The sequence below is a fragment of the Erwinia rhapontici genome, assembly GCF_012271765.1.
GTDB classification, from domain to species: Bacteria; Pseudomonadota; Gammaproteobacteria; order Enterobacterales; family Enterobacteriaceae; genus Erwinia; species Erwinia rhapontici.
Genome location: NZ_VRKO01000014.1, coordinates 254,659 through 280,794 on the forward strand (window position 1 = coordinate 254,659; position 26,136 = coordinate 280,794).

The window sequence follows — 26,136 nt, forward strand, 5'->3', positions numbered from 1 at the left end:
CTCAGGGCTTGCTGCCATTGATATCGCGCTGCGCAATCCACTGCATCAGTTCCTCATTGCCCATCGGACGGGCATAGTAATAACCCTGAATGTACTCAACGCCGCGATTTTTCAGATATTCCAGCTGCATGTTACTTTCCACACCTTCTGCCACCACCTTCATCGCCAGCTTCTGCGCCAGCAGGATAATGGCATCCAGCACCGGCGTTTCGCCCTCAATCGATTCAATGGCGTTGACGAACCCCTTATCGATTTTCAGATAGTCGATCGGGAACGTTTGCAGATAGGTCAGTGAACAGTGCCCGGTACCGAAATCGTCGATAGCCACCTTCATCCCCTCACGACGCAGCTCCGACAGTTTTTTCCCGACCTCAATACCATCACGGATCAGGCTGCGTTCCGTCAGTTCCAGCGTAATGCAGGCGTTCAGATGGGCAATTTCGCGAGAGAAATGGCGCATATCGCTCACAAAGTCGGGGTGTTGCAGGTGTTCGGCAGCGAGGTTGATGCCCAGATTAAAACCGGGTGGAACCTGCCAGTCGGCACAGTCTTTGGCTACCAGCGTCAGCAGATGGCGGGTCAGCGGGATGATCATTCCTTCGTCTTCCGCGGCCGCGATAAAGATATCCGGGCGCACCCAGCTTCCGTCGGGGCGCTGCCAGCGCAGCAGCGATTCAGCCCCGGATAACTGCCCGGTCAGCTGGTTATAAACTGGCTGGTAATTCACCGTGAACTCATCATGGACAATGCCCCGGTGGATTTCGTCACGGAAGGAAGCCTTACGATTCAACCATTTATTGGTGATGACGACAAACAGCAGTGAAAGAATGATCGCCATCGGCAAGAAGGTGAACATTATCTGCCGCCAGCTTTGCAGTGCTTCAGCACGGGGGGCGGTGATGTTGATGGTAATCGGGTAACGGCTGGACTGGCTGGTATAGCTACTGGTGCCCAGAACACCCTGATAGATATACAAGGGTTTACCGCTGGAAATGCGGTAGCCACCGCCAAACTGCATGGTGATATGGTAGCCACGCTTAAGGCCGACGGCAGTCATAAAGTCGATCAGGTACTGACCATCAATGACAGCATAGGTGCCAAAGGTGGGGTCGGTTTCACGTATAAACACCACCGCAGGCCGATCTTTCACACCAAAGGTTCCCGCAACGGACCATGACCATGACGGCGCGCTTCCGACCGGGAGCGCGCCTCGTACCATTGTTTCCAGGGTTCCCCGGGTGGTGCCAAAAGCGGAGGAGCAATAGATTTCGTTACCGCGGGTGAGACCTACGGAACGGAAGTAGGGGTAGAGCGTGCCGAACTGCTGGAGCTGCAGACGAATATCCGAGCACTCACGGGGACGGAACTGCTGCAAGAGGTCGGTCATCTTCCACGCAAGATCGCTGACATTATCCGCCTGAGCAAGTAGCATAGAGGCCGTGAGCGTTTGCTGGTGGATCACCGTTTTACGGGCTTCAATAAAGGCAAAAATAAGACAGAGTACCAGTGGCAACAGCCCGGTAAGAGTCAGCCAGATATACTTTTTCTTCTTCGGCTTTGCGAGAGCTTGCAAGCGGTTCCCCTGTTAGCTGCCTGAATGGATCGCAGCGGCGGTAGATGATTGAAAAATGCCTTTTACTACCCGGTGGTTATCGGCGCACCGGGGCAATCACTAAATAAGTCCTTTTTGCTTGCGCTTATGCCTGATGTGACAGGCACACTGTGCATCAGCGTTATTATTATGCAAAAAGCGGTTGAATTCACCATCACTCATACTGAAATCTTTACCACTCCTCTTTCTTTTCCACCCGAACGGCTGGGCTTGCAGCGCGTATCCTTCTGACGTAGTTTATTTTTTTCACTACTCACGGAAGCCTGATAATGAAGATGAACGATATCCCTTTTGGCACCACGGACTGGTCAACGCTGACAGCAACGGAACATCCGGGAGAAACCGGTACGGCCTGGTGGCGGACTCAGCAGTTTGGTGAGGTTCGGGTGAGAAGGGTGGATTATACCGCCGGGTATCTGGCGGATCACTGGTGCAGCAAGGGGCATATTCTGCTGTGTCTGTCCGGTGAGCTACACACTGAGCTGGATGATGGCCGCGTGTTTACCCTGACGGCGGGGATGAGCTATCAGGTGGCGGATAACGCGGAAGCGCACCGTTCGTGGACCGACAGCGGTGCGCAGCTGTTTATTGTTGACTGATTTGTCTGCTTCACACGGCAGGTGCCTTGTTTGCACCTGCCTGAGATCGATATTATTCCGCGTTGAAGAAAATCTGTTTTAACGCTAACTCTACGCCGCGGATCTCCGCCAGCCCCTTCAGGCGACCAATCGCGGAATAACCCGGATTGGTTTTTTTATGCAGATCATCCAGCATCTGGTGTCCGTGGTCCGGGCGCAGCGGAATGGCGCGCTGGTTGCCCGCATGGCGGCGCTTCTGCTCCTCGGCCAGAATCACCTTAATCACGCCGACCATATCAACATCTCCCGCCAGGTGGGCGGCTTCGTGGAAGCTGTTCGGGTTCGCTTCGCGCTTCGTAGAACGCAGATGGGCAAAGTGAATTCGGTCGGCAAAGGTTTCCGCCATTTTTACCAGGTCGTTGTCGGCGCGTACGCCGTAAGAGCCGGTACAGAAGGTGAAACCGTTATGTACGCTGTCGACGGTCTCTTTCAGCCACTGCATATCGTCGATAGTGGACACAATGCGCGGCAGGCCGAGTATCGGACGCGGTGGATCGTCCGGGTGTACCGCCAGCACAATCCCGGCTTCTTTCGCCACCGGCACGATGGCACGCAAAAATTCGGCCATATGTTCACGCAACTGCGCTTTGTCGATGCCATCGTATTGGGATAACTGCGCCTGGAACTGTTCCAGCGTGTAACCCTCTTCTGCGCCCGGCAGCCCGGCGATAATGTTGCGCGTCAGGGTATCGATCGCTTCCTGGCTCATGGCGGCAAAACAGGCGGCGGCTTCGCGCTGTTCTTGCGCGTCATAATCCTGCTGCGCACCGGGGCGTTGCAGGATATGCAGCTCAAAGGCGGCAAAGGCAATATGGTCAAAGCGCAACGCTTTTGCCCCGTCCGGTAACGTCCAGCCGAGATCGGTACGCGTCCAGTCCAGCACCGGCATAAAGTTGTAGCACACGGTGTCGATGCCGCAGGCACCGAGATTGCGCAGTGATTGCTGATAGTTGGCGATGTACTTTTTGTAGTCGCCGCGCTGGGTTTTAATCGACTCGTGGATCGGCACACTTTCCACCACCGACCAGACTAACCCTTTCTCTGCCAGCAGAGCCTGACGAGCTTTGATCTCTTCCACCGGCCACACCTCGCCGTTAGCGATATGGTGCAGAGCGGTCACGATGCCCGTCGCACCCGCCTGGCGAGCATCATCCAGCGAAACCGGATCGTTAGGGCCGTACCAGCGCCATGTATGTTCCATACGTTCTCCTTTCGGGGCTATCTGCCTGCGATAACGCCCCTGATGTTGAATGATTTAGCTAATTAATCCGCAATCGGATCTTTCACGATAAAGAAATAAGCCAGTGCGCCTGCGAAGGTCACGCAGGAGCAGATCACCAGCGCCATATTGAACGAACCGGTGGTATCGACTACCCAGCCGGTGACAATCGGGGCGAATGAGGCACAGATAAAGCTACCGAAGTTTTGAATACTGCTGACCGAGGCCACCATGCGTGACGGTGCCATGACCTGTACCAGCCCCCAGGCGGACGTCCCGGCAAAATGCACAAAGAACAGCGCCAGACTGATAAAACCGACGGCCATGGCGGTTGAGGTGGATTGCACCACTAACAGGGTACAGGCAGCGGAACAGACCAGGCCCAGGCAGATGAGCGCCTTGCGGGTTTTCGCCAGCGCATAGCCACGGCGTGCCAGACGGTCAGCAACGGTGCCATTCACCAGCATCCCTATCGAACCAAACAGAAAGGGAATGGCGGCGACCCAGCCAGTGCTGGTCAGGCTCAGACCGCGCTCGGCCTGTAAATAGCCTGGCAGCCAGGAGAGATACAGCCAGCCGGTGTAATTCACGCCGCTGAAGCCGAGGATCATTCCCCATACGGTGCGCTTCTTAAACAACGCGCCCCACTCTTTCAGCGATACGCGGGTTTTCTGTGACGGCGTGGAGCCTTGATCGAGGTACTGCTGCTCCTCCGGCGTCAGGGCAAAACGGTCGCGGTTGCGATACCAGGCATACCAGCAGAGAGCAATCGCTACCCCGGCCACACCGATAATCACAAACATCATGCGCCAGCCGAAGGCCAGCATTAGCGCCACGAGGATCGGCGGGGCGAACGCCTGACCAAAGGTAGTTGAGGAGTTAAAGATCCCCATCGGCAGGCCACGTTCACGAGCATTAAACCAGTCGTTGACGACTTTAACGCCGCTCGGCATAAACGGCGCTTCGCCTATCCCCAGACCAATACGCAGCATAATGAAGTGGCTGAAACTGTTGACTGCACCAGCCATCGCCTGCATCACCGACCAGAACAGCAGGCCGCCGCCCAGCACGATACGCGGGCCGAAGCGGTCCAGCAGCAGGCCGCTGGGCAACTGGGAAATACCGTAAGAGAGAGAAAATGCCGAGAGCAGCACGCCAAACTCGGTGGCCGACAGGCCAAGATCGTTGCGGATCGCGGCATTAGCGATCGATAACGATCCGCGATCGAGGAAGTTAATGATCCCGGCGAGGAACAGCAGCGTCAGCGAAACGGTCTGTATCCGTTTGAGGCGGCTGGATTTTTGTAAGGGTGATTCAAAGGCTGAAACCGTCATCGGTGTTCCTTGTACGGCTCAACGGCCGTTTTCTTATCAGAAAGTCACAGGTTACATTGTCTGGCCCAGTGGTCAGGCCGCTGGACCAGAGCATAAACGCGAAGGACCTGTGGGTTCCGTGATCGCGATCGCAGCATGATCATTTTTCCCAATACGGGATCAGGTGGTGATGCCAGATACACCGTAGGGGCGAGGCATGCCTCGCCCGGCTGTGGGGCCTTGTGATAAGCTCTGCCATCATCTTTGCCGCCTGGAACGGGTATGGAATTACCAACACTGAAAGTCGAACGCCTTTACCGGCAGATTTCTAACCTGCTGATTGGCTGCATTAAAAAGGGACAGTTTCCCGCCGGTGCCATTTTGCCGCCGGAGCGTGAGTTAGCGAAGCAGCTGGGCGTCAGTCGTTCGTCGATTCGTGAGGCTCTGATTGCTCTGGAGATTACCGGCTGGGTGGAAATTCGCACCGGCAATGGCGTTTACGTGATGAATCCGCTGCCGCAAAGCGAAGATACACCGGTTGAAGAGGAGTTCAGCCTGAAGGCGCTGATCCAGGCTCGTCAAGTCTATGAAGCGATGACGGCTGAACTGGCGGCGCGCAACGGCAGTGACGATCAGCGTGCCGAATTGCAGGAGATCACCCAGGACCTCATCCAGTTACACGTTAATGATGAGAAATTCCTGCGGGAAGATAAGCGTTTCCATTTGCTGATCGCCGAGATGACCGGGAATGAAGTGCTGCGCGATATGATGGAATATCTGTGGAATAAACGTAAAAGCTCGCGCTTTGTGCGGCTGGAGAGCCACTACGCGGAGAGCGATTTCCCGCGTGAGATGAACCAGGATCATGAAGACATTGCCCGTGCCATCATCGCCCGGGATGCCGTTCAGGCACGGGCCTGCATGGAACGCCATTTACAGCATGTGTATGACCGATTGTTTATCGAATAACACGGATTGGCATATCGGCCAGTAGGGTTTTTGTAGGGGTCGGGCATGCCCGACCCGTGAGGATTAAATTGATTTGCGCCCATTCCCCAACAGGATCGCCAGCTTGCCGCCGCCGGGGGTGGTTTCCATCAGAATTTTACAGACGCTGGTCAGTGGGACAGAGAGTAGCATTCCCACCGGGCCGAGCAGCCAGCCCCAGAATATCAGCGACAAGAACACCACCAGACTCGACAGCCCCAGCCCGCGTCCCATCACTCTGGGTTCCAGCAGATTGCCCAGCAGCATATGAATGGCGATAAACAGTGCCGCGACCAGCCCGGCTTCCAGCGGCGTGTTCAGCAACAGCGCCTGCAACACGGGGGGGATACCGGCAATCACGGGCCCGATATTAGGCACAAAGTTCAGCACGAAAGCGACCACACCCCACAGCAGCGCGAACTTCACCCCCAGGGCCAGCAGCGCCAGCCAGACCAGCACACCCGTTGCCAGACTGATCAGCGTTTTCAGTGCCAGATAGTGGGTGACCCCCTTCAGCGCCTTATGCATGCCGGCAATACGGATCTGCGGATTGACCAGCGCGTAACGTAGCTTGTACGGCAGATGATGAACCTCAAACAGCATAAAAATCACCGTCATCATCACCAGAACGATCTGCGCCATTGCCCCGGAAAACTGCCCCAGCATGGTGGTGGCGACATCCATCACTGCATTCGGGTCCAGCCGCTGTGCCAGCGACTCAGGGGAAATCATGATATGAAAACGGGCGGCAACGTGTTGCACCAGGGCCAGTTTTTGCTCCGCCTGCGCCTGAAGCTGTGGGTAGACTTCGCCAAACTCCTGCAATGACCCGGCAATCATGGCGATCAGCAGCGCCAGCCCAATCAGCACCACCACCACGACCAGGCTGATAGCAACACCACGGCGCATTTTTCGCCGCATCAGCCAGCTCACCAGCGGGTTCAGCACGATGGCGAAAAACAGCGCCATCAGGAACGGCACCACGATCTCTGCCGACAGCTTGATGCCGCCCAGAATTACCACCAGCGTAGCCAGTTTTAGCAAAATATTTTGCCCGATCTTCTCCTGCGGCAATGACTTCATTGCGTCTCCGTTTTGACAATATGCGCAGCAAGTGTAGCGGCTCTGGCGCGACAGCCATTCACTTTAGGAATGGTCGTGTTTTTCCGTTGGTAACGTGCGAGGCATGCCTCGCCCCTACGGCAATGAAGTTTTGTCGGGGTCGGGCACGCGGGTGTTTTGTAGGGGTCGGGCACGCCCGACCCGGTGACAATGGAAAGGTATGCAGGTGTTGGGTCGGGGTCGGGCACGCGGGTGTTTCGTAGGGGTCGGGCACGCCCGACCCGGATTTATCCGCGCTCGCGTCGTTGCAGGATCGCCAACGCAGTGAGCATCAACGCCAGCCCGGTGCCCATCGCAATGCTGGCCATCGCCATTCCCTGACCCACGGAACCCTGCTCGAACTGACGCCAGATAAAGACCGATACTGTCTGGGTGCCCGCCGGGGCCAGCAGCAGCGACGTCACCAGCTCGCGCGAGGCGATGGCAAACACCATCAGCATTGCGGCCAGCAGGCTGGGGAACACCAGCGGCAGCACGATATGGCGCAATGCTGCCCAGGCGCTGGCGCCGTGCACACGCGCTGCCGGCTCCAGGTTGCTGCCCAGTTGTTTGAGCGCGCTGCTGACATAGCGCACCGGCCAGGGCAGCAGCAGGCAACAGTAGGAGAGCAACAGGATCGGCCAGCTGTTATAGGGTGTCAGCGGCCAGAACGGCTGATTCCATAGCAGGATCAGCCCAACGCCGACCACCACGCCCGGCAGCGCGGCCGGGAGCAGAGACAACGCATCGATCAGCGCAGCACCGCGAATACGCCGTACCACCACCAGCCAGGCCGCCAGAAACCCTAACAACCCGGTGATCACTGCCGCGCCGAGCGCCAGGCCGAGGCTGGTGGAGAGCGCCGTCAGGGCATCACCCTGTAGCGCAAACAGCGCCGCGAAATGGCGTAGCGTCAGATTGCTGAGATGCATCCCGCCGGATAGCGTGGAAAGCAGTGACGTCAGCAGCATGGAGCTCATCGGGAGCACCACCATCAGTAACGCCATCAGGCAAAACAGCAGCAGCACCGGTGCGCGCCAGGCACCGAGCGAAATGCCGCTGTTCTGCGCGGGCTTGCCGTTAATACTGGTGACATCTTTGTTGCCGACCAGCTTCTTCTGCAAAGCGAACGCCGCCAGCGCCACCATCACCAGCAGCATGGAGAGCAGCGACGATCCCGGCAGGTCGATCGGCCAGTCTGCCAGGCGCTCCTCAATACCAACGGTCAACATCACAACCCCCGCACGTGAACCGAGCGCGGCGGGAACGCCATACTCCTCAATCGCCAGAGTAAAGGCCAGCAGGATGCCGGCGGCCAGCGCAGGCAGCAGCATGGGTAGGGTAATGTGCCAGAAAGCCCGCCATGCGCTGGCGCCATGTACCCGTGCCACGATGGCCAGCTGCTGTCCGCTCGCCAGCAGACTGCGCGACACGGCAAAGTAGACCACCGGGAAAATATTCAGCGTCATCACCAGCGTAATGCCGCCCTGACTGAACAGTAGATCGTTGAGATCGAGACCGATCGCCTGATACAGATAGCCGTTATGTTGCAGCGCCAGCATCCAGCTGAGGGCAGAAATATAGGGTGGAGTCAGGAACGGGATCAGCAGCAGTAGATCCCAGACACGCGCCAGCGGCAAATGAAACAGCCCGCGCAGCGTGCCGAGAGGAATGCCGACCAGCGCGCTGAGCAACGCTACGCTCAGGCCGGTTTTCAGCGTACCGCTGAGTAGCGCGGGCAACTGCGGATCGGCCAGCAGCGTCGGGATCGGGGTAAAGGCACCGGCCAGCGATCCCTGTGCCAGCGCGGGAAACAGCGCCTGTAGCAGAATAAACAACAGCGGCAGGGCGACCAGAATAAGCAGCAGCGCCACGGTCAGCAGCGGAAGTAAACGAGAGGTCATTGTGGGTTCCTGCGGGGCGACGCAGAGGCGCCGCCCGGGGAGAATTAAGGATGGCTGAACAGTGTGCCAAAGCGTTGCAGGACGGAGCCACGGTCGGCGTTACCACCGCTTTGGGCTGGCAGAATGTTCAGGTCACTGAGCAGTGGGCGTTTTGCGCCGACGTCAGAACGTGCGGGCATTAACCAGGCATCGGCCACTTTCTGTTGCCCCTCTTCCGACAGCACATAGTCGATAAAGGCTTTGGCATCCGCCGCGTGCTGCGTACTTTTCAGGATCATCATCGGACGTGGTGCCACCACCGTACCGCTGGCCGGGAAGATCACTTTGATCGCTTCACCCTCCTGAATGCTGTTATAGGAAACGTAATCCACTGCGCCAAAGACGGCGGCTTTTGCGCCCTGTAACACCGGGGTCAGCGCCTGAGCGTTAGGCCCGGCAATCACCATCCCGTTCATCTTCAACTGACTGAACAGCTGCCAGGCCCGGTCGCCCATGCTGTTTTGCAGGCCGATAAGCAGGTCAAGCGAGGCACCAGAGAGCGAGGGATCGGGGGTGGTTACGCGGTCTTTAAAGGCTGCACTGGTCAGGTCGTTCCACTCTTTCGGCTCCGGGGTGCCGCTTTTGGTATTCCAGACAATCCCCAGCGCTGAAATGCCCTGTGCCACATACGCATCGGTTTTGAACGCGGCGGGCACCTTTTCGGCATTCGGGCTTTGATAGGGCAGCAGCCACTCACGCTTCTCAAGCTCTTCGGCCGTATCCCAGGAGGCGGAGATCAGGATGTCGGCCTGAGGATTCGCCTGTTCGGCCTCCAGTCGTGCCATGACCTTGCCGGTGGTGGCCTGGAAAATATTGACCTTCACGCCGCTCTGTTTCTCAAAGCCCGCCGCGAGGCTTTTCGCCAGCGATCCCGGCCCGGCGGTGTAAACCGTCAGCGCCTGTGCGTCATTCATTATCATGCCGGAAGATAACAGCATCGCGAAAAGTGCTCCTTTTTTCATCGAGTTTAACAAGGTCATGCGAGTTCCCCAGAGAGTGACGTAACGGTTTGAAGTGCAGAAACGGACCCGGCAGACAGCCAGACGATACGGTCAGCCAGCATTTCGGCTTCGCTGCGATCGTGGGTGACATACACGGCGGTCGTACCGAGCTGGCGCAACAGACTGGCCATCTCGCGACACAGAGATTCACGTAAATCGCGATCAAGATTGGAGAGCGGTTCATCGAACAGCAGAATCTTCGGTTCCGCGATAATCGCCCGCGCCAGCGCTACGCGCTGCTGCTGCCCCCCGGAGAGATCGGCGGGTTTACGCCCGGCGAAATCCGCCAGACCAACGCGTTGCAGGGCGGCCATCACCCGCTCGTCGCGTTCGCGCGCAGCCACCCGGCGCATCAGCAGGGGAAAGGCAACGTTTTGCGCCACGCTCATATGCGGCCACAGGGCGTAATCCTGAAAAACCATACCGATATCGCGTTGTTCAGGGGGCAGGCAGTGGCCCGGGCTGGCAATCAGGCGTTCGCCAAATTGCAGCGTGCCCTGCTGCGGTTGCAGCAATCCAGCCAGCAGTTTCAGAAGGGTACTTTTGCCGCAGCCGGAGGGGCCAAGCAGGGCGACAATGCTACCCGCCTCGATATGAAGATCGAGATGGTTGAGCACCGTCTGCGTGCCGAAGGCATAGTGGATGCCTTCCAGCGTGACGGAAGTGGGGGAACAGGTCATCTTGTTATCCTCTTTGGGACTTTGTGCGGGGAAGTATAGGGAGGCTGTATGACGGATTTATGGCGGAAGAAAGACGCCAGCGCTAGCTACCGGTTCTGCTATTTCGCGTATAGTGGCATTTCATCCATTTTTCCCTGCGAGCAGGATTTTCATGTCTGAGCAGCCCGTCGGAGCCATATCGCTAAGTGGCTTTCGCTTAAATCTGCGTATTTTCTCCGTAGTGATGTTCAATTTCGCCAGCTATATGACCATCGGTTTACCGCTGGCTGTGCTGCCTGGCTATGTCCACGATGTGATGGGCTACAGCGCCTTCTGGGCGGGGCTGGTGATCAGCCTGCAATACTTCACCACGCTGTTGAGTCGTCCCCATGCCGGGCGCTATGCCGACCTGTGGGGCCCGAAAAAAGTGGTGATTGTTGGCCTGTGCGGCTGCTTTATCAGCGGGATTTGCTACCTGCTGGCGGCGTTGAACAGTGGGCTGCCGTTGCTGAGCCTGCTGCTGCTGTGTGCAGGCCGGCTGATACTTGGCGTTGGACAGAGCTTTGCCGGGACCGGCTCAACCTTGTGGGGGGTTGGGGTGGTGGGATCGCTGCATATTGGCCGGGTGATCTCCTGGAACGGGATTTTCACCTACGGGGCGATGGCGATTGGCGCACCGCTTGGTGTGGCTATTTATCACTGGGGCGGCCTGATGCTGCTGGCAGGGATTATCACGGCGATTGCGCTGGTGGGTATTCTTCTGGCGTTACCACGAGCCCCGGTGAAAAGCAATAAAGGCAAGCCACTGCCATTCCGCGCTGTGCTCGGCCGCATCTGGAGTTTTGGCCTGCTGCTGGCAATGGGATCGGTGGGTTTTGGCGTTATTGCGACCTTTATCACGCTGTTTTATCAGGATAAAGGGTGGGATGGCGCGGCCTTTGCGCTGACGTTGTTCAGCGTGGCCTTTGTATGTACCCGGCTACTGTTCCCCAATGCCATTGCCCGCCACGGCGGGCTGAATGTGGCGCTGGTCTGTTTTGCGGTGGAAGCCATCGGCCTGTTTATGGTCTGGGGGGCGTGGGATCCGTGGCTGGCACGTGTCGGTGCGTTGCTGACCGGAGCCGGGTTCTCACTGGTGTTCCCGGCGATTGGCGTGGTGGCGGTAAAAGTGGTGCCGCCACAAAATCAGGGCAGTGCGCTGGCAACCTATACGGCGTTTATGGATCTGGCGCTGGGCATTACCGGACCGCTGGCAGGCCTGGTGATGAGCTACGCGGGTGTGCCGATTATCTATCTGCTGAGTGGGCTGCTGGTTTGTCTGGCGATGGTGGCCACGTTGCGGCTGAAAAAAGCGACCCCCGAAGGGGTCGTTGTCAAATGACACAGATAAGATGAAGATATTTGCCGCCTGTCGGGTCGGGCATGCCCGACCCCTACGACAGCGTGGGATCCCGTAGGGCCGAGGCATGCCTCGCCCGCTGTCAATGCGACTCCCGTTGATTAATTCTGCAACAATGCAATGCTCTGGCGGATCTCACGTTCGATATCCGCCGCACTCCAGTTATCCATTACTGAAGCAAATGGCTCGAAGGCGTAAACACCTGTGTAGCCCCGTTCTTCAAGGCGCTGCACCTGCCAGACGCTTTTCAGCAGGTCATCCTTACTCAGCATCAGACGCTCTTCATCAGTCAGCTCGTTCACCGGGCGGCCATCGATGACACCAGACAGATGCACCAGGCCAATCTGGTTCACATCAATGCCGTTGGCAAAGTCCTGCTCAGCGCCTTCATACAGATGGTGGTGGAAGGTATCCAGCACCATTTTGAACGGCACCCCCGCCTGTTGAATCAACTGCTGTGCCTGGCCTGCGGAGCGCAGTGAACTCACCGGGAAGCCCAGTGGCTCAACCAGGCCTTCCACGCCGTAGCGCGCAAACAACGGGGCCAGCGTGCTCAGTGCCTTCTGCGTGTCTTCGGCTGAAATTTTTGTGCCGTCATTAAGTGGGCACATGACCAGCGCTTTCGCCCCAATGCCCTGTGCGTCTTTCAGCAGACTTTCGGCACGGGCCAGCAGGTCATCACTGATCTGGTTAAACGGATACAGTGCGTTGATGGTGACAATGTCCAGGCCATACTTTTCTGCCAGATCGCGAACCTGCTGGTGGCTCAGGTTGTCTGTGACGCTGCCGCCTTTCATATCGTTACGCAGTTCAACTTTATGCAGGCCCAGCTTTTGCACTAGTTGGAAAAATGCCTCGATGCTGAGGGCAGGTGCAATTTTACGGTTAATACAAAAACGGGTTGGATCGATAGCCATCGTGTGGCTCCTGTTGAGTAGGGTAGGAAGGTAAAAAGTTCATCCCTGTCATGCGTTCAAGCGGCATGGCAAGGGTTGCCTTTCTGCCACCCGACACGTCAGGGCGTACCGCCAGCCATTTTTGTTAACGCCGAGGCTGGTCGGTGGTCATGCACAGGCCATAAGAGAACATTTATTTCATATATAGTGAATAATGAAATTTAAATTTTTAGATCCGTCTCGCAAAATTTCACTCAACACCGGATAAAACCAGCATAAATACAGAGTAATCCTGGCGTTTTAGTGGGGCCAAACGTGGCGTTATGTGACCGTTGTCCTGAAACGACTGCTCCGCGCACCGCCTGAGCTGAGGGCTTTTTTTACCCGTGTCCATTCCCGGGGTGAAATGGCCGGGGCTCTACCCCTGAAAAATGCGATCCAGGCCGCTAAAAACGAATTTTCTAAAGTGAAATATTTGAAAAATTTATTTCAATATTATACTGTCTCAACACGAATCAAGGTTTTGCCCGGCAAGGCAGCGGTATGACGTCAGACTGCCTGCGAGGGAAACTCATACTTCAAAGAGGCCAGCACATGACTATCGTAGGAAACTTTATTGGCGGTAAAACTTCTTTCAGCGCCAGCAACGAAACCATTCCGATTTACGATCCGGCAACCGGTAAGCCGGTGCGCGAACTGACGCAGAGCACCAGTGATGAAGTCGCCAATGCGATTGCCGTTGCACACGAAGCATTCGATAGCTGGTCACGTACTTCTCCACTGCGCCGCGCCCGTATTCTGTTTAACTTTAAAGCACTGATGGAAGAGCATCGTGATGAGCTGGCCGAGTTGATCGTCAGTGAGCACGGTAAAGTCTGGTCAGATGCGCTGGGTGAACTGACCCGTGGTCTGGAAGTGGTGGAGTTTGCCTGCGGTATCCCGCACCTGATCAAAGGTGAGAACTCTGCTGATGTTGGTACTGGCGTTGACAGTTACTCGCTGATGCAGCCACTGGGCGTTGTGGCCGGTATCACCCCGTTCAACTTCCCGGCGATGGTGCCACTGTGGATGTTCCCGATTGCGCTGGCTTGCGGTAATACCTTCGTGCTGAAGCCACCGGCACTTGACCCGTCAGCGTCCGTACGTATGGCTGAACTGCTGACCGAAGCCGGCCTGCCGGATGGCGTGTTCAACGTGATCCACAGCTCGAACGAAAATGCTGAGCAGTTGTACAAAGATCCACGCGTTCAGGCGGTGAGCTTCGTCGGTTCATCCGGTGTGGCCGAGCACATCTACACCACCGCCAGCGCCCATGGTAAACGTGTGCAGGCCTTCGGCGCAGCGAAAAACCACGCTATCGTGATGCCGGATGCCGATCTGGATGCGACGGTCAATGCCATCATGGGCGGCGCGTTCGGCTCCGCCGGTGAACGCTGCATGGCACTGCCGGTTGTGGTTGCTGTGGGCGACGACACCGCAGACAAACTGATTGCTGCACTGACTCCGCTGGTGAAAGCCCTGCGCGTTGGCCCTGGCATTCACAAAGGCAAAGACGAAAACGAAATGGGGCCGGTTGTTTCTGCTGCGCACCAGAAGAAAGTGCTGGGCTACATCGACAAAGGTGAAGCAGAAGGCGCGAAACTGGTGGTTGATGGTCGTGGCATTCAGGTGGAAGGCAATCCTGATGGCTACTACGTTGGTGGTACGCTGTTTGATAACGTCACCACGGATATGGTGATCTGGCGTGAAGAGATCTTCGGACCCGTACTGAGCATCGTGCGTGCGCCTGACTACAAAACGGCACTTGACCTGGTGAACAGCCACGAATTCGGTAACGGCAGCGCCATCTTCACCAGCAATGGTCATACCGGTCGCGACTTCGTACGTGAAGTGCAGGCGGGCATGGTTGGCGTTAACGTACCGGTTCCGGTACCCATGGCCTTCCACAGCTTCGGCGGCTGGAAACGCTCCGTGTTTGGGGCACTGAATGTGCACGGGCCGGACGGTGTGCGCTTCTACACCCGCATGAAAACGGCCACCGTACGCTGGCCGAGCGGTCAGAAAACCGTATCTGAGTTCAGCATGCCTACGCTGGGATAATTAAATATGGGCGAGGTGCGCCTCGCCCCTGTGAACAGAGAGGCTGTATGTCATTGCTATCCAAAGTAAAACAGCCGGATGCGCAGGGCCGTATCCAGCACGTCACCCCGGAAAGCGCTGGCTGGCGCTATGTTGGTTTTGATGCATACCAGTTGAAGAAGGGCCAGACGCTGACGCTTGAGAGCGGCAGCAAAGAGCTGTGCCTGGTGCTGGTTGCAGGGCTCGCCTCCGTGAAAACCCGTCAGGCTGAGTTCCCGAACATCGGCAAACGTATGTCGCCGTTTGAACGCACTCCCCCTTACTCTGTGTATGTTCCGCATAACGAGCAGGTTGTCGTGGTGGCAGAGTCTGACCTTGAGCTGGCGGTGTGCAGTGCACCGGCGACGGAAGGCAAACTGCCTGCACGTCTGATCGCGCCTGAAGATGTCGGTGTTGAGCAGCGTGGTAAAGGGAATAACAAACGCCTGGTACACAACATTCTGCCTGACGATAAGCCAGCGGACAGCTTGCTGGTGGTGGAAGTGTATACCGACGAAGGGAATACCAGTTCGTACCCAAGCCATAAACACGATCAGGAAGATTCACCTGATGAAACCTACCTGGAAGAGACGTATTACCATCGTTTCAACCCGGATCGCGGTTTCGCGATGCAGCGTGTTTATACCGACGACCGTTCGCTGGATGTCTGTATGGCGCCTTACAATCAGGATGTGGTTACCGTTCCGCGTGGTTATCATCCGATGTCGACCGTTGCAGGTTATGACAACTATTACCTGAACGTGATGGCCGGGCCGGTGCGTCTGTGGAAATTTACCTGGGAGAAAGATCATGCCTGGGTGAACAGCGATGAGTATCCCCGCAAAGGATAATCCCGCATGGACGATCGTCGCGGGGTCAGGCATGCCTGCCCCCTACGAAACCGTCATTGACGTAGGGGCGCGGCATGGCTCGCCCGATGGCGCAATAAAAGGTTGATGTTAAAACGAGCGATAAAACGGGTGGCCCTCACAGGCTACCCGTTTTTTTATGGGCGGGGTTTATTCGGGTCGACGTTGGTCAGTGCCAGCGACACGGCCAGCGTCTGGGCCAGGCATAGCGAGGCGACCTGGGAACGGAAACCATCCACCTGCGCTTCACGCACCACAAAACAGACATCACTGAAGGCGGCGAGTGGGCTGACCTGGCTGTCAGTAATCGCGATCTGATGTGCGCCACGTTTTGCACCCAGCTCCACCAGCTCAACGGCTTCGCGTGCATACGGTGAGTAACTGATGGCAATCACCACGTCTTTCGGGTTCACCATGCTCAGCTGCTCGGCAAACATACCGCCCAGGCCGTCGATCAGAAACGCGCGGCGCTCCAGATGACGCAGAGCGTAAGTCAGATAGGACGCCACGCTGAATGAACGGCGTAAACCGATAACGTAAATGTTGTCAGCCTCATCCAGCATCTTCACCGCTTTTTCCAGCTGCTCAGGATTGACCTGCATCGCCAACTGTTGCAGCGCCTGCGAGTTGACCATGGTGAACACATTGAGGATTTCAGCCGGGCTTTCCGGGGCGCTGGCCGTTTCATCGGTGGCGGTCTGGCGGAACAAACGTGCGCGTTCGGTGTAGTTGACCGTCTCTTCCATCAGATGCTGGCGGAACACCTGCTTCATTTCATTGAAACCACTAAACCCAAAGGCATTTGAGAAGCGGATAAGCGTAGAGGGTGGGACATCAGCCTGCTGAGCGATAGAGGCAACGGTATCAAAGGCGATGCTGTTGCTGTTATCAAGAATATAGCGAGCCACCTGCTTCAGGCGTTTACTGAGAGTGTCGTAGCGGCGACGGATATCGTCCTGCAACAGAGAAAGTTGGGTCGGATTATTAGTCATTAACGGCTCGCAAAAAGTAAAATAGTGTTCTTCTGTGCGTTATTCTACCAGATGAACAAAAAATTTCACTTGATGACGAAAGCAGCGGCTTCTATTTCATCAGGGTTGGGAATCAGTTCACAAAATCGTAACCTTCTGCGTGCGCCGCGCAAAATAATAAATTCGTTTCAAAAAAAAAGGGTGACCCTATACCAGGTCACCCTTATGGCCGTACCGTACATATACGGACGGCTGTACGGCGTTTTATTTCGCCGGACGCGCCTCACGCCAGTAGCCGATCAGCGTCAGGTAGTTACTTTTTACCTTCTCAATCAGTGCGGCATCATCCAGCTCACCCTGCAACCACTGACGTGATGGCTGGCCGAAGATGGTGCGACCCACGGCAAAGCCTTTCACCCACGGTGATTTCGCGGCGGCAGCAAAGCCTGCTTTCAGTTCAGCTTCCGGTGCATCCAGGCCCAGCAGCAGAATGCCACGGCAGTGTGGATCGTGCTTTTCAATCAGCGCGCTGATGGCTTCCCAGCTGGCGTGTGACAGCGGAGGCAGCTTCCACCAGTCAGGCTGAATGCCCAGGCTGTAGAAATGGGTGAGGATCTCCAGATAATATTTCTCATCTTTATCCGGGTTGCTCTCCGGCAGGATCACTTCCAGCAGCAGCTCATGACCAGACTTGTTACAGCCGTTCCACACATCGAGGATCAGCGCATCCTGTTCCTGACGCATCTCTGCGCTGTCTTTCGGATGATAGAAAGTCAGACATTTGACCACGTGCTCCTGCGGCCAGTCGATCAGCTGGGAACCGATGTTGCCGTGTTCCAGACGCAGCGGACGTGAGCTGGGTAATTCGATAGGGCGACCAATCCACCAGCCTTTACCGGTGATGGCATTTAGCGCGGGCTGACCATAAGTGGTGTCTGCCAGGATACCGCAGCGGCCATCGTCCAGACCGGCTTCTTTCGCCGCAGCCTGCGCGCCCTGTAACAGCAGCAGCTTCAGGTCGGGAATACGTGCATCACTGACGCCCGCTTCTGCTGCCATATCGGCAAGCTGTTTACGGTGGTCAAAGGCAAAAATGTTCAGTTCGTTCCACTGCTGCTTACGGGTGGTCACGCGGTGCAGGTGGTTGAGGCGGCTGTCGAGATCCGGACGTTTCACGTCTTTGTCACGGCTCAGGAAGTCGTCCAGCTCTTCTTTAGTCGGCATGGCCGGGGCGCAGCCGTGGCGGGAAACAACCAGCGCGCCGCAGGCATTCGCGTAACGGCAGGCCTGCTCCCAGCTTTCATCGTTGAGCCAGCCGCGCAGCAGGCCAGACATAAAGGCATCGCCTGCACCGAGTACGTTCAGCACGTCAACGCGCACGCCGGTTTGCAGTTTGGTCTGTTCCCAGCTGTCCGGGATTTCGCCTTCAAAGACCACACAACCCAGCGGGCCACGTTTGCACACCAGCGTGGCTTTTGTTGCTTTACGCACATTTTTTAGCGCAGTCAGGCTGTCGGTGCTGCCACCCGCAATGTGGAACTCTTCTTCTGTTCCCACCACCAGATCGAAATAGTGCAGCACTTCCTGCAATTGCTGCGTGACACGCTCGGATTCCACAAAGCGGGTTTCGCCATCGCCCAGTGAGGTCAGGCCCCACAGAACCGGACGGTAGTCGATGTCCAGTGCGGTACGCAGACCATGACGACGTGCAATATCCAGCGCTTTCAGCACGGCGGCGCGGGTATCAGGATGCGACAGGTGCGTACCGGTGACGGCAACGGCACGTGAGGAGGCGATGTAATCTTCCTGGATATCATCCGGGACCAGGCCCATATCGGCGCAGTTATCGCGGTAGAACACCAGCGGGAAGGTTTCCTGATCTTTGATCCCGAGGATCACCAGTCCGGTCAGACGGGTTTTATCCGTAATCAGGCTCTGGGTATCACAGCCCACGCGTTGTAACTCTTCGCGCAGGAAGCGGCCCATGTGTTCATCACCGACACGTGCCAGCATGGCAGATTTCAGACCCTGAATCGCTGTGCCATAAGCAACATTGCCAGAGGAGCCACCAAGATACTTTGCAAAGGAGGTCTCATCTTCAAGGCGCGCACCGATTTGCTGGCCATAAAGGTCGACAGCGATGCGCCCGATACAAATCACATCGAGCGGCTTCTGTTGTGTACTCATACCTGTTGTTTCCTCTGTTTTTTACCCTGCCTCCTTGCCGTTTAACTGCCACGTCAATGATTGTGGGTAGTGCCGATGCTGTTGAGCGTTTCCAGCAGATCGGAGCCATCAGCCCGATCACATCCGGATCTAACATGTAGCGAAGTATGAGGAATAAAAATTCCAAATTCAATATGAAATGAAATTATTGCCCCAAAAGTGTGAGGTGGTTAAAACTCTTGCATCGTGGATTTCACTACCCGATGGGGCAGTGGCGCTTCACGGCATCACAGAGATGTGAGCGGCCTCTCAACTTTCTTAACGCGCATCAGGGAACATATTGAAGTGAAACGATTTTTCTCTTTTGGGAGTAAAGGTATTGTTATCGTTTCATTTACCCGATGTAAATCACCCCATTTACCCCCGTTGCACCGCAGAATTTGATCTCACTCGCAAAATGAAATGTTTCTTCTGTAATTGTGTTTAGTGAAAAAAATATTTGTTTATAATCGGCTCACGTTTCACTTATAGCTGTCGCCGTTTTGATCCCAAGGCGACCACAAATGCGAACCTCGGTGGACCTTATGATGTGGCCACCGATACTGAAAGGAAGAGCAAATGGGCAAGATCAGATTAACCACAGCACAGGCTCTGGTCAGATTCCTGGACAACCAGTATCTGTCGGTAGACGGCGTTGAAACCAAATTTGTTAAAGGTATTTTCGCTATCTTCGGCCACGGTAACGTACTGGGCTTAGGCCAGGCGCTGGAACAGGATAGCGGCGATCTGGTGGTCTACCAGGGTCGTAATGAGCAGGGCATGGCGCATGCGGCTATCGGTTTTGCCAAACAGAAACTGCGCCGCGAAATTATCGCCTGTACCTCATCCGTCGGTCCGGGTGCCGCGAACATGGTGACAGCCGCCGCGACCGCGACCGCCAACCGTATTCCTTTGCTGCTGCTGCCTGGTGATGTGTTTGCCACCCGCCAGCCGGACCCGGTTCTGCAACAGATTGAGCAAAGTCACGATCTGAGCATCAGCACCAATGATGCTTTCCGCGCCGTCAGCAAATACTGGGACCGCGTCAGCCGTCCGGAGCAGCTGATGACCGCCTGTATTAATGCCATGCGTGTGTTGACCGATCCGGCCGACACGGGTGCGGTCACGATTTCACTGCCGCAGGATGTGCAGGGTGAAGCCTATGACTTCCCTGACTACTTCTTCCAGAAACGCGTCCACCGTCTGGAGCGTCGCCTGCCCACCGAAGGCCAACTGGCTGATGCAATCGCACTGATTGCCGGTAAGAAAAAACCGATGATCATCTGTGGCGGCGGGGTGAAATACTCCGGCGCGGGTGATGCACTGCGCGCCTTTGCTGAACGCTACAACATTCCCTTCGCTGAAACCCAGGCGGGCAAAGGCACCATCGTGTCTGACCATCCGCTGAACGTTGGCGGTGTGGGCGAAACAGGCTGCCTGGCGGCGAACCTGCTGGCAAAAGAAGCGGACCTGGTGATTGGTATCGGTACACGTTACACCGATTTCACTACCGCCTCGAAATGGATTTTCCAGAATCCGGACGTCAGCTACGTCAACATTAACGTCAGCAACTTTGATGCCTACAAGCTGGATGCTGTTCAGGTGGTGGCTGATGCGCAGGAAGCCCTGACCGCACTCGACAGCCGTCTGGCGGCAACCGGCTTCAGCAATGGCTGGGGCGAAAAAGTCTCACAGGCGCAGAGCAAACTGCTGAAAGAAACCCAGCGTGTTTATTCTTCCGTCTACAGCGGCACCGACTATGTGCCGGAAATTGATGATCATATGGATCGCGAAGCGGTATGGGCTGAGTTTAACCGTCTGACTGGCTCCTTCCTGACTCAGAGCAGCGTACTGGGTACGCTCAATGAGCGCCTCCCAAAGGATTCAGTGATTGTCGCGGCAGCGGGCAGTCTGCCGGGCGACCTGCAACGTATGTGGCGCACCAAAGATTACAACAGCTATCACGTCGAGTATGGCTATTCCTGTATGGGCTACGAGGTCAGCGCTTCACTGGGCGTTAAGCTGGCCGAACCGCACCGTGAGGTCTTCACGATGGTGGGTGATGGCTCCTTTATGATGCTGCACTCCGAGCTGGTGACCTCGATCCAGGAAGGCGCGAAGATCAACGTGATCCTGCTGGATAACATGACTAACGGTTGTATTAACAACCTGCAGATGGAGCACGGTATGGATAGCTTCACTACCGAGTTCCGTTTCCGTAATGCCGACGGCGGCAAACTGAACGGCGGCTTTGTGCCGGTCGACTTCGCCGCTATCGCCAGTGGCTACGGCTGTAAAACCTATCGCGTCACCACCCTTGAGCAGTTGCAGGCGGCGCTGATTGATGCGCAGAAACAGACGGTATCAACGCTGATTGATATTAAAGTTCTGCCAAAAACCATGATCCACAAATACTTCAGCTGGTGGCGCGTAGGCGGTGCCCAGGTGTCCACATCAGAGCGCGTAGACGCCGTGGCCCAGATGCTGAACGAACATATCGACCAGGCGCGTGAATATTAATTATACCCTTCATTCTTCACGCTGCAGGTGCGTTGGCTGCGCCTGTTCACCCCAGTCACATAGTTATCTATGCTCCTGGGGATTCGCAGGCTTGCCGCCTTCCTGCAGCGAGAATTATTTTGGGTATAAACATTTGTTGTTTATTTAACGGGCATTTTTATTTCGCCCGCTCTTATCCCCCTACATGTAAGGACCTGTCATGACTTTAAAATTAGGTGTTATCGGAACGGGCGCTATCGGCCAGGAACATATCCGTCGTTGCAGTAAAGTGCTGCAGGGTGCGCAGGTGGTGGCGGTTTCAGATATCAACGTCGAGGGTGCCAAAGCGGCCCTGGCACGCATTGGTATTGAAGCGGAAGTGTTTGCCAACGGCCATGACGTGGTGAAATCACCGAACGTTGATGCGCTGCTGGTAACCTCCTGGGACCCGACTCACGAAGAGTTCACTCTGGCGGCGATTGAAGCCGGTAAGCCGGTATTCTGTGAAAAGCCACTGGCGATGAGCGCGGAAGGTTGCCGTCGTATCGTTGATGCCGAAATCAAATTTGGTAAACGTCTGGTGCAGGTTGGCTTTATGCGCCCCTACGACAGCGGCTATCGTGCGCTGAAAGAGGTGATCACCAAAGGTGAAATCGGTGAGCCGCTGATGCTGCACTGCGCGCACCGTAACCCCACCGTGCCGGAAAGCTATACCACCGATATGGCGATCACCAATACGCTGATCCACGAGCTGGATGTGCTGCGCTGGCTGACCGAAGATGATTACAAATCGGTACAGGTGGTGTTCCCACGTTCCACGTCGAAAACCCACGCTAAACTGCGTGATCCTCAGGTGGTGCTGTTTGAAACCCGTAAGGGCATTCGCATCGACGTGGAGATCTTCGTGAACTGTGCTTACGGTTATGACATTCAGTGTGAAGTGGTGGGTGAAGAAGGTATCGCCAAACTGCCAGAGCCGTCCGCCGTACAAATGCGTAAAGACGCCAAACTGTCTACGTCTATCCTGACCGACTGGAAAGACCGTTTCATTGATGCCTACGATGTTGAATTACAAGCATTTATTAACGACGCCACCGCAGGCAAGCTGACCGGGCCATCCGCCTGGGACGGCTATGCTGCTTCTGTCGCTGCCGATGCCTGCCTGAAAGCGCAGGAAAGCGGTGCGATTGAGCCGGTGGAACTGCCGCAGCGCCCGGCTTTCTACAATAACTGATCGTCAGGTTACAGGCCGGACGCGCTTAACCCCCGTCGATATGACGGGGGATCACCGTAAAACAGCGTACTGATTTATCACGGAGAGTCTGATGAAAATTGCCTTTGATGTAGATGTCATTCGAGATTTGGGCATCACAAAAATGGTTCACCAGGTGGCTGACTGGGGCTACAAATATATTGAGCAGTCCCCGCATCCGCAGATCAACCCGTTCTACAAACATCCAAAAGCCAGCCGCGAAATCATCACCGAGTACAAAAACGCGCTGCGTGAGACCGGGCTGGAAATCTCCTCTTATATCGTTGTGTACCGCTGGTCCGGTCCGGACGAAGCGCGCCGTCAGGCCGCCGTCAGAAACTGGAAACGCATGATAGAGATCGCGGTTGAAACCGGTGTGCAGGTGATTAATACCGAACTTTCTGGTAACCCGAACGAACCTGAAATCTGTGAAGAGATGTTCTATCGCTCAATGGAAGAGCTGCTGCCTATCGTCGAACGTGAAGGCATCCGCATCGAAATCCAGTCTCATCCATGGGATTTCTGTGAAGAGAGCAACGAAACCGCTGACATGGTGAAATCGTTCCGCAGTGAGAACGTCAAATATCTCTACAGCGTGCCGCACACCTTCTTCTACGACAAAGGGAAAGGGGATGTGAAAAGCATGCTGGAATATTCCGGTGTCGACCTGTCGCACGTGCTGATCGCGGACACCATGAATCACACCAAACACTGCCGCTATATTGTGAACCCGCCTGGCGTTGATGCCACGATTCACCAGCACGTGGGTGTGGGCGAAGGGGAAGTCGATTTCCAGACGCTGTTCCAGACGCTGCGCGATATGGACTTTGCTAACCGCACGTTCAAAGTCGGTGGTGAGTCAATTATTGCCTCTTCACTGTTCGGTTACCCGGAAAAAATGAATCGTCAGGCAGTGGAAACACGCGAACTGATCGAGCGTGAGCTGCTGAGAAAATAAAGCAGGGCGGCAGTGGCCGCCCGGTGAACCTTTGAGGTAACACCATGAACAAAGATAACGTCAAACTGGCTATTGCACCGATCGGCTGGACTAACGATGACATGCCTGAGCTGGGTAGCGAGAATACTTTCCAGCAGATCGTCAGTGAAATGGCGCTGGCAGGTTTTACAGGCAGTGAAGTGGGCAGTAAGTACCCGCGAGATCCGGCGGTGCTGAAGCCGATGCTGGACATCCGTGGTATCGAGATCGTCAATGCCTGGTTCAGCACCTTCTTTGCTAACGGCGATAAAGCGAAAACCATTGATGAATTCATCAACCATCGTGATTTCCTGCATGCGATGGGGGCAAAAGTGATTGGCTGTTCAGAGCAGAGCCTGAGTATCCAGGGCACCACCAAAGCCGTGCTGGAAGAGAAACCTCACTTTACCGATGAGCAGTGGCGTCTGACGGTGGAAGGCTATAACGAGCTGGCGAAACTGGCTGCTGAGAAGGGCATGACAGTGGGCCTGCATCACCATATGGGCACCGGTATTCAGACCACTGCCGAGGTGGATCGCTTTATGGCCGAGACCAACGATGATGTTTATCTGCTGTTCGATACCGGCCACGCTTACTACTCTGAAGGATCCCAGGAAGCCATGCTGGCCATCCTGACGAAATACCTTCCGCGCATTAACCACGTGCACTTAAAAGACGTGCGTGATGAGATTGTGGCGCAGGTGAAGAGTCAGAAGTTGTCATTCCTTGATGGCGTGAAGAAAGGCACCTTCACCGTTCCGGGTGATGGCGTGATTGATTTCGATCCGGTGTTTAAAATTCTCGATGATTTCGGCTACAAAGGCTGGATGGTGGTGGAAGCGGAGCAGGACCCTGCGCTGGCTAATCCGTTCGAGTATGCAGTTAAAGCGCGTAAGTATATTCGCGAACACGCCGGGCTGTAACGGCCAATAAAAAGCCCCCCGCACCAGAGTTGCGGGGGGCTTTTTTTATGCCATCAGATTATTTCAGCTGAATGGTGCTGATAATGCTTTCCGCTTCGGTTTGTGCCTGCTGCTGGTTTTCCGCAGGCAGCGTGATCTGCAGTGTCAGCAGCTTGCCATCGACTTTACCCAGAACCACAGAAGACCATGAAGACTGGTTATTGGCAGAGATCACGGTGTCCAGTTGCTGTAACGGCTGGCCTTTCACGGTAATGGCTTTGTTGGTCACGACCTGAAGCTGTGCATCACGATTACGCTGCTGCGCTTCAAGACGACCTGCCAGCACATCCAGACCTTCGTTCGTGCTCTCACCATCAATCACGATGATCGCTTTCTGGCCTGACTCATCCGCATAGACGTGCATATTGTTCGCCTGAGTGCCGAGCTTGCCGCTCTTGTCAGACATGCCTGCCGGCAGGATGAAGCTCAGTTTGCCATCCATCAGAGTGACATTCTGATTGGACTGACTGCTGCTGACGCCATTATCATCGGCGGCAGCTTTCTCATCTTTTTTGCCATCACAGGCAGCCAGTCCAGCTACCAGCAGCGCGATTCCGGCATATTTCAGTAAGTTACGCATCAGGGTTCCTTTCACATTGGTCGCGTAGAGATCAGGTGCTTATACAATCGTATTCAGCCTTCAAAAGCAACTTATACCCGTCGTACTTCACGCTGCAGCGGTGTTGGCTGCGGCTCGAATGACTTGGGGTATATAACGGCCTGAGTTCAAACCTCAGATTAACCGAAGTTGACGCGGGTGCTATTGGATTTCTCTGCTAATCGTTTCAGCGCGGCATTCAGCAGCACGCCGTAAGCTGGCAGGAAGAACACCATACAGATAAGCACTTTGAAGCTGTAATCCACCAGGGCGATCTCCACCCAGTGGGTGGCCATAAACAGGTCAGGACTTTTATAGAAGGCAATAAAGAAGAAAGCGAGGGTATCGCTGATATTGCCGAGGAACATCGCCGCCGCCGGTGCCATCCACCAGGCGGCTTTCTGGCGCAGGCGATTGAACACGTGGATATCGAGGATCTGGCCGAGCGCATAGGCCATAAAGCTGGCGCAGGCGATGCGGGCAACAAACAGATTCATCTCTTCCAGCGCTGCGAAGCCCTGCCATTCACCCTGATAAAACAGTGCTGAGATGGTGTAGGAGATAAACAGCGCCGGGATCATCACGGCAAGGATAATGCGTCGTGCCAGTGGGGCACCGAAAATCCGTACCGTCAGGTCAGTCGCCAGGAAGATAAATGGGAAGCTGAACGCGCCCCAGGTGGTGTGCAAACCAAAAATTGCCACCGGCAGCTGCACCAGATAGTTACTGGAGGTGATCACCAGCAAATGGAAAAGGGACAGCCAGACCAGCGCGTGGGTGCGCTGGCGCGTAGAAAAAGCGATCATTGTTGTCAGCCTTTTTAGATTGGGGTGAGGGAACCCATGAAAATTTGTCTGTGTTTCGCTCAGGCGAATTCGCGGCATATTACCGCTTTGACCTGCTAATGCAATGGTTAAT

Annotated in this window: 22 protein-coding genes; 10 read left to right on the plus strand and 12 right to left on the minus strand. The window is 55.7% G+C overall.

What is annotated here, in order from left to right; translation table 11 throughout:
• Window position 1 precedes the first annotated feature (1 nt).
• Entirely contained in the window at window positions 2–1,573 is a 1,572-nt protein-coding gene (locus tag FVB43_RS14800; RefSeq protein WP_133844310.1) for an EAL domain-containing protein, read from the minus strand.
• 48 nt (window positions 1,574–1,621) lie between these two features.
• Here FVB43_RS14800 and FVB43_RS14805 point away from each other — a divergent pair, with 48 nt between their 5' ends.
• Together FVB43_RS14805 and FVB43_RS14810 are read left to right on the plus strand one after the other, a co-directional pair.
• Window positions 1,622–1,843: a hypothetical protein gene (locus tag FVB43_RS14805; protein ID WP_167864242.1), complete on the plus strand. Its 222-nt coding sequence runs from the start codon at window positions 1,622–1,624 to the stop codon at window positions 1,841–1,843.
• Between the two features lie 38 nt (window positions 1,844–1,881).
• Complete coding sequence (locus FVB43_RS14810) at window positions 1,882–2,211, plus strand: DHCW motif cupin fold protein (RefSeq protein WP_133844306.1); 330 nt, start codon at window positions 1,882–1,884, stop codon at window positions 2,209–2,211.
• A 52-nt stretch (window positions 2,212–2,263) separates the two neighbouring features.
• Here FVB43_RS14810 and uxuA read toward each other — a convergent pair whose 3' ends face one another.
• The gene (gene uxuA, locus FVB43_RS14815; protein ID WP_133844304.1) at window positions 2,264–3,451 is read right to left on the minus strand and encodes a mannonate dehydratase; all 1,188 of its coding nucleotides are present in this window, start codon (window positions 3,449–3,451) and stop codon (window positions 2,264–2,266) included.
• A gap of 62 nt (window positions 3,452–3,513) precedes the next feature.
• Window positions 3,514–4,803: an MFS transporter gene (locus FVB43_RS14820; RefSeq protein ID WP_167864243.1), complete on the minus strand. Its 1,290-nt coding sequence runs from the start codon at window positions 4,801–4,803 to the stop codon at window positions 3,514–3,516.
• Window positions 4,804–5,064: 261 nt separating this feature from the next.
• Between FVB43_RS14820 and FVB43_RS14825 the strand changes: the two genes are divergently transcribed.
• A complete protein-coding gene (locus FVB43_RS14825; protein ID WP_133844299.1) occupies window positions 5,065–5,751 on the plus strand; it encodes a FadR/GntR family transcriptional regulator in 687 nt (228 codons plus the stop codon).
• Window positions 5,752–5,814: 63 nt separating this feature from the next.
• Here the strand turns inward: FVB43_RS14825 and FVB43_RS14830 are convergent, their stop codons facing one another.
• The 4 genes from FVB43_RS14830 to FVB43_RS14845 all read right to left on the minus strand — a co-directional run bounded on the left by FVB43_RS14830 (window position 5,815) and on the right by FVB43_RS14845 (window position 10,494).
• Entirely contained in the window at window positions 5,815–6,852 is a 1,038-nt protein-coding gene (locus tag FVB43_RS14830; RefSeq protein ID WP_133844297.1) for an AI-2E family transporter, read from the minus strand.
• A 266-nt stretch (window positions 6,853–7,118) separates the two neighbouring features.
• Window positions 7,119–8,774 carry an ABC transporter permease gene (locus FVB43_RS14835; RefSeq protein WP_167864244.1) on the minus strand — a complete coding sequence of 552 codons (1,656 nt, stop codon included), beginning with the start codon at window positions 8,772–8,774 and terminating at the stop codon, window positions 7,119–7,121.
• A gap of 44 nt (window positions 8,775–8,818) precedes the next feature.
• A complete protein-coding gene (locus tag FVB43_RS14840) occupies window positions 8,819–9,793 on the minus strand; it encodes an ABC transporter substrate-binding protein (protein ID WP_133844292.1) in 975 nt (324 codons plus the stop codon).
• Window positions 9,790–10,494 (minus strand): ABC transporter ATP-binding protein, encoded by a 705-nt coding sequence (locus tag FVB43_RS14845; protein ID WP_133844289.1) that lies wholly within the window; start codon window positions 10,492–10,494, stop codon window positions 9,790–9,792. Before FVB43_RS14845 ends, FVB43_RS14840 begins: the two co-directional genes overlap by 4 nt.
• A 151-nt stretch (window positions 10,495–10,645) precedes the next feature.
• Here FVB43_RS14845 and FVB43_RS14850 point away from each other — a divergent pair, with 151 nt between their 5' ends.
• The gene (locus tag FVB43_RS14850) at window positions 10,646–11,854 is read left to right on the plus strand and encodes an MFS transporter (protein WP_133844287.1); all 1,209 of its coding nucleotides are present in this window, start codon (window positions 10,646–10,648) and stop codon (window positions 11,852–11,854) included.
• A 119-nt stretch (window positions 11,855–11,973) separates the two neighbouring features.
• Here the strand turns inward: FVB43_RS14850 and FVB43_RS14855 are convergent, their stop codons facing one another.
• Complete coding sequence (locus FVB43_RS14855; RefSeq protein WP_167864245.1) at window positions 11,974–12,789, minus strand: TIM barrel protein; 816 nt, start codon at window positions 12,787–12,789, stop codon at window positions 11,974–11,976.
• A 573-nt stretch (window positions 12,790–13,362) separates the two neighbouring features.
• Between FVB43_RS14855 and FVB43_RS14860 the strand changes: the two genes are divergently transcribed.
• Both FVB43_RS14860 and iolB read left to right on the plus strand, forming a co-directional pair.
• Window positions 13,363–14,868 (plus strand): CoA-acylating methylmalonate-semialdehyde dehydrogenase, encoded by a 1,506-nt coding sequence (locus FVB43_RS14860; RefSeq protein WP_133844282.1) that lies wholly within the window; start codon window positions 13,363–13,365, stop codon window positions 14,866–14,868.
• Between the two features lie 47 nt (window positions 14,869–14,915).
• A complete protein-coding gene (gene iolB, locus FVB43_RS14865) occupies window positions 14,916–15,737 on the plus strand; it encodes a 5-deoxy-glucuronate isomerase (RefSeq protein ID WP_133844279.1) in 822 nt (273 codons plus the stop codon).
• Between the two features lie 155 nt (window positions 15,738–15,892).
• Here iolB and FVB43_RS14870 read toward each other — a convergent pair whose 3' ends face one another.
• Window positions 15,893–16,747, minus strand: coding sequence for a MurR/RpiR family transcriptional regulator (locus tag FVB43_RS14870; RefSeq protein ID WP_159337799.1), 855 nt, complete (start codon window positions 16,745–16,747; stop codon window positions 15,893–15,895).
• Window positions 16,748–16,990: 243 nt separating this feature from the next.
• On the minus strand, window positions 16,991–18,913 hold the full coding sequence (locus FVB43_RS14875; protein ID WP_167864246.1) for a bifunctional 5-dehydro-2-deoxygluconokinase/5-dehydro-2-deoxyphosphogluconate aldolase: 1,923 nt from the start codon (window positions 18,911–18,913) through the stop codon (window positions 16,991–16,993).
• Window positions 18,914–19,510: 597 nt separating this feature from the next.
• Here FVB43_RS14875 and iolD point away from each other — a divergent pair.
• The 4 genes from iolD to iolE all read left to right on the plus strand — a co-directional run bounded on the left by iolD (window position 19,511) and on the right by iolE (window position 24,581).
• Window positions 19,511–21,451, plus strand: coding sequence for a 3D-(3,5/4)-trihydroxycyclohexane-1,2-dione acylhydrolase (decyclizing) (iolD, locus tag FVB43_RS14880; RefSeq protein ID WP_167864247.1), 1,941 nt, complete (start codon window positions 19,511–19,513; stop codon window positions 21,449–21,451).
• Between the two features lie 199 nt (window positions 21,452–21,650).
• Window positions 21,651–22,664 (plus strand): bifunctional inositol 2-dehydrogenase/D-chiro-inositol 1-dehydrogenase, encoded by a 1,014-nt coding sequence (gene iolG, locus FVB43_RS14885; RefSeq protein ID WP_167864248.1) that lies wholly within the window; start codon window positions 21,651–21,653, stop codon window positions 22,662–22,664.
• Between the two features lie 91 nt (window positions 22,665–22,755).
• Window positions 22,756–23,640 carry a sugar phosphate isomerase/epimerase family protein gene (locus tag FVB43_RS14890; RefSeq protein WP_133844269.1) on the plus strand — a complete coding sequence of 295 codons (885 nt, stop codon included), beginning with the start codon at window positions 22,756–22,758 and terminating at the stop codon, window positions 23,638–23,640.
• Window positions 23,641–23,684: 44 nt separating this feature from the next.
• Window positions 23,685–24,581, plus strand: coding sequence for a myo-inosose-2 dehydratase (gene iolE / locus FVB43_RS14895; RefSeq protein WP_133844267.1), 897 nt, complete (start codon window positions 23,685–23,687; stop codon window positions 24,579–24,581).
• A gap of 58 nt (window positions 24,582–24,639) precedes the next feature.
• Here the strand turns inward: iolE and FVB43_RS14900 are convergent, their stop codons facing one another.
• Window positions 24,640–25,200, minus strand: a complete 561-nt coding sequence (locus tag FVB43_RS14900; RefSeq protein ID WP_167864249.1) for a DcrB family lipoprotein — start codon at window positions 25,198–25,200, stop codon at window positions 24,640–24,642.
• A gap of 158 nt (window positions 25,201–25,358) precedes the next feature.
• The gene (locus FVB43_RS14905; RefSeq protein ID WP_133844263.1) at window positions 25,359–26,024 is read right to left on the minus strand and encodes a 7-cyano-7-deazaguanine/7-aminomethyl-7-deazaguanine transporter; all 666 of its coding nucleotides are present in this window, start codon (window positions 26,022–26,024) and stop codon (window positions 25,359–25,361) included.
• Between the last annotated feature and the right edge of the window lie 112 nt (window positions 26,025–26,136).

Bases quoted from the DNA above. Each gene is read 5' to 3' on its own strand.
- FVB43_RS14875 (WP_167864246.1), bottom strand. From the start codon at position 18,913: ATGAGTACACAACAGAAGCCGCTCGATGTGATTTGTATCGGGCGCATC.
- iolB (WP_133844279.1), top strand. From the start codon at position 14,916: ATGTCATTGCTATCCAAAGTAAAACAGCCGGATGCGCAGGGCCGTATC.
- FVB43_RS14860 (WP_133844282.1), top strand. From the start codon at position 13,363: ATGACTATCGTAGGAAACTTTATTGGCGGTAAAACTTCTTTCAGCGCC.
- FVB43_RS14850 (WP_133844287.1), top strand. From the start codon at position 10,646: ATGTCTGAGCAGCCCGTCGGAGCCATATCGCTAAGTGGCTTTCGCTTA.
- FVB43_RS14845 (WP_133844289.1), bottom strand. From the start codon at position 10,494: ATGACCTGTTCCCCCACTTCCGTCACGCTGGAAGGCATCCACTATGCC.
- FVB43_RS14840 (WP_133844292.1), bottom strand. From the start codon at position 9,793: ATGACCTTGTTAAACTCGATGAAAAAAGGAGCACTTTTCGCGATGCTG.
- FVB43_RS14900 (WP_167864249.1), bottom strand. From the start codon at position 25,200: ATGCGTAACTTACTGAAATATGCCGGAATCGCGCTGCTGGTAGCTGGA.
- FVB43_RS14810 (WP_133844306.1), top strand. From the start codon at position 1,882: ATGAAGATGAACGATATCCCTTTTGGCACCACGGACTGGTCAACGCTG.
- FVB43_RS14835 (WP_167864244.1), bottom strand. From the start codon at position 8,774: ATGACCTCTCGTTTACTTCCGCTGCTGACCGTGGCGCTGCTGCTTATT.
- FVB43_RS14890 (WP_133844269.1), top strand. From the start codon at position 22,756: ATGAAAATTGCCTTTGATGTAGATGTCATTCGAGATTTGGGCATCACA.
- iolG (WP_167864248.1), top strand. From the start codon at position 21,651: ATGACTTTAAAATTAGGTGTTATCGGAACGGGCGCTATCGGCCAGGAA.
- FVB43_RS14870 (WP_159337799.1), bottom strand. From the start codon at position 16,747: ATGACTAATAATCCGACCCAACTTTCTCTGTTGCAGGACGATATCCGT.
- FVB43_RS14905 (WP_133844263.1), bottom strand. From the start codon at position 26,024: ATGATCGCTTTTTCTACGCGCCAGCGCACCCACGCGCTGGTCTGGCTG.
- iolE (WP_133844267.1), top strand. From the start codon at position 23,685: ATGAACAAAGATAACGTCAAACTGGCTATTGCACCGATCGGCTGGACT.
- FVB43_RS14825 (WP_133844299.1), top strand. From the start codon at position 5,065: ATGGAATTACCAACACTGAAAGTCGAACGCCTTTACCGGCAGATTTCT.
- FVB43_RS14830 (WP_133844297.1), bottom strand. From the start codon at position 6,852: ATGAAGTCATTGCCGCAGGAGAAGATCGGGCAAAATATTTTGCTAAAA.
- iolD (WP_167864247.1), top strand. From the start codon at position 19,511: ATGGGCAAGATCAGATTAACCACAGCACAGGCTCTGGTCAGATTCCTG.
- FVB43_RS14855 (WP_167864245.1), bottom strand. From the start codon at position 12,789: ATGGCTATCGATCCAACCCGTTTTTGTATTAACCGTAAAATTGCACCT.
- FVB43_RS14820 (WP_167864243.1), bottom strand. From the start codon at position 4,803: ATGACGGTTTCAGCCTTTGAATCACCCTTACAAAAATCCAGCCGCCTC.
- uxuA (WP_133844304.1), bottom strand. From the start codon at position 3,451: ATGGAACATACATGGCGCTGGTACGGCCCTAACGATCCGGTTTCGCTG.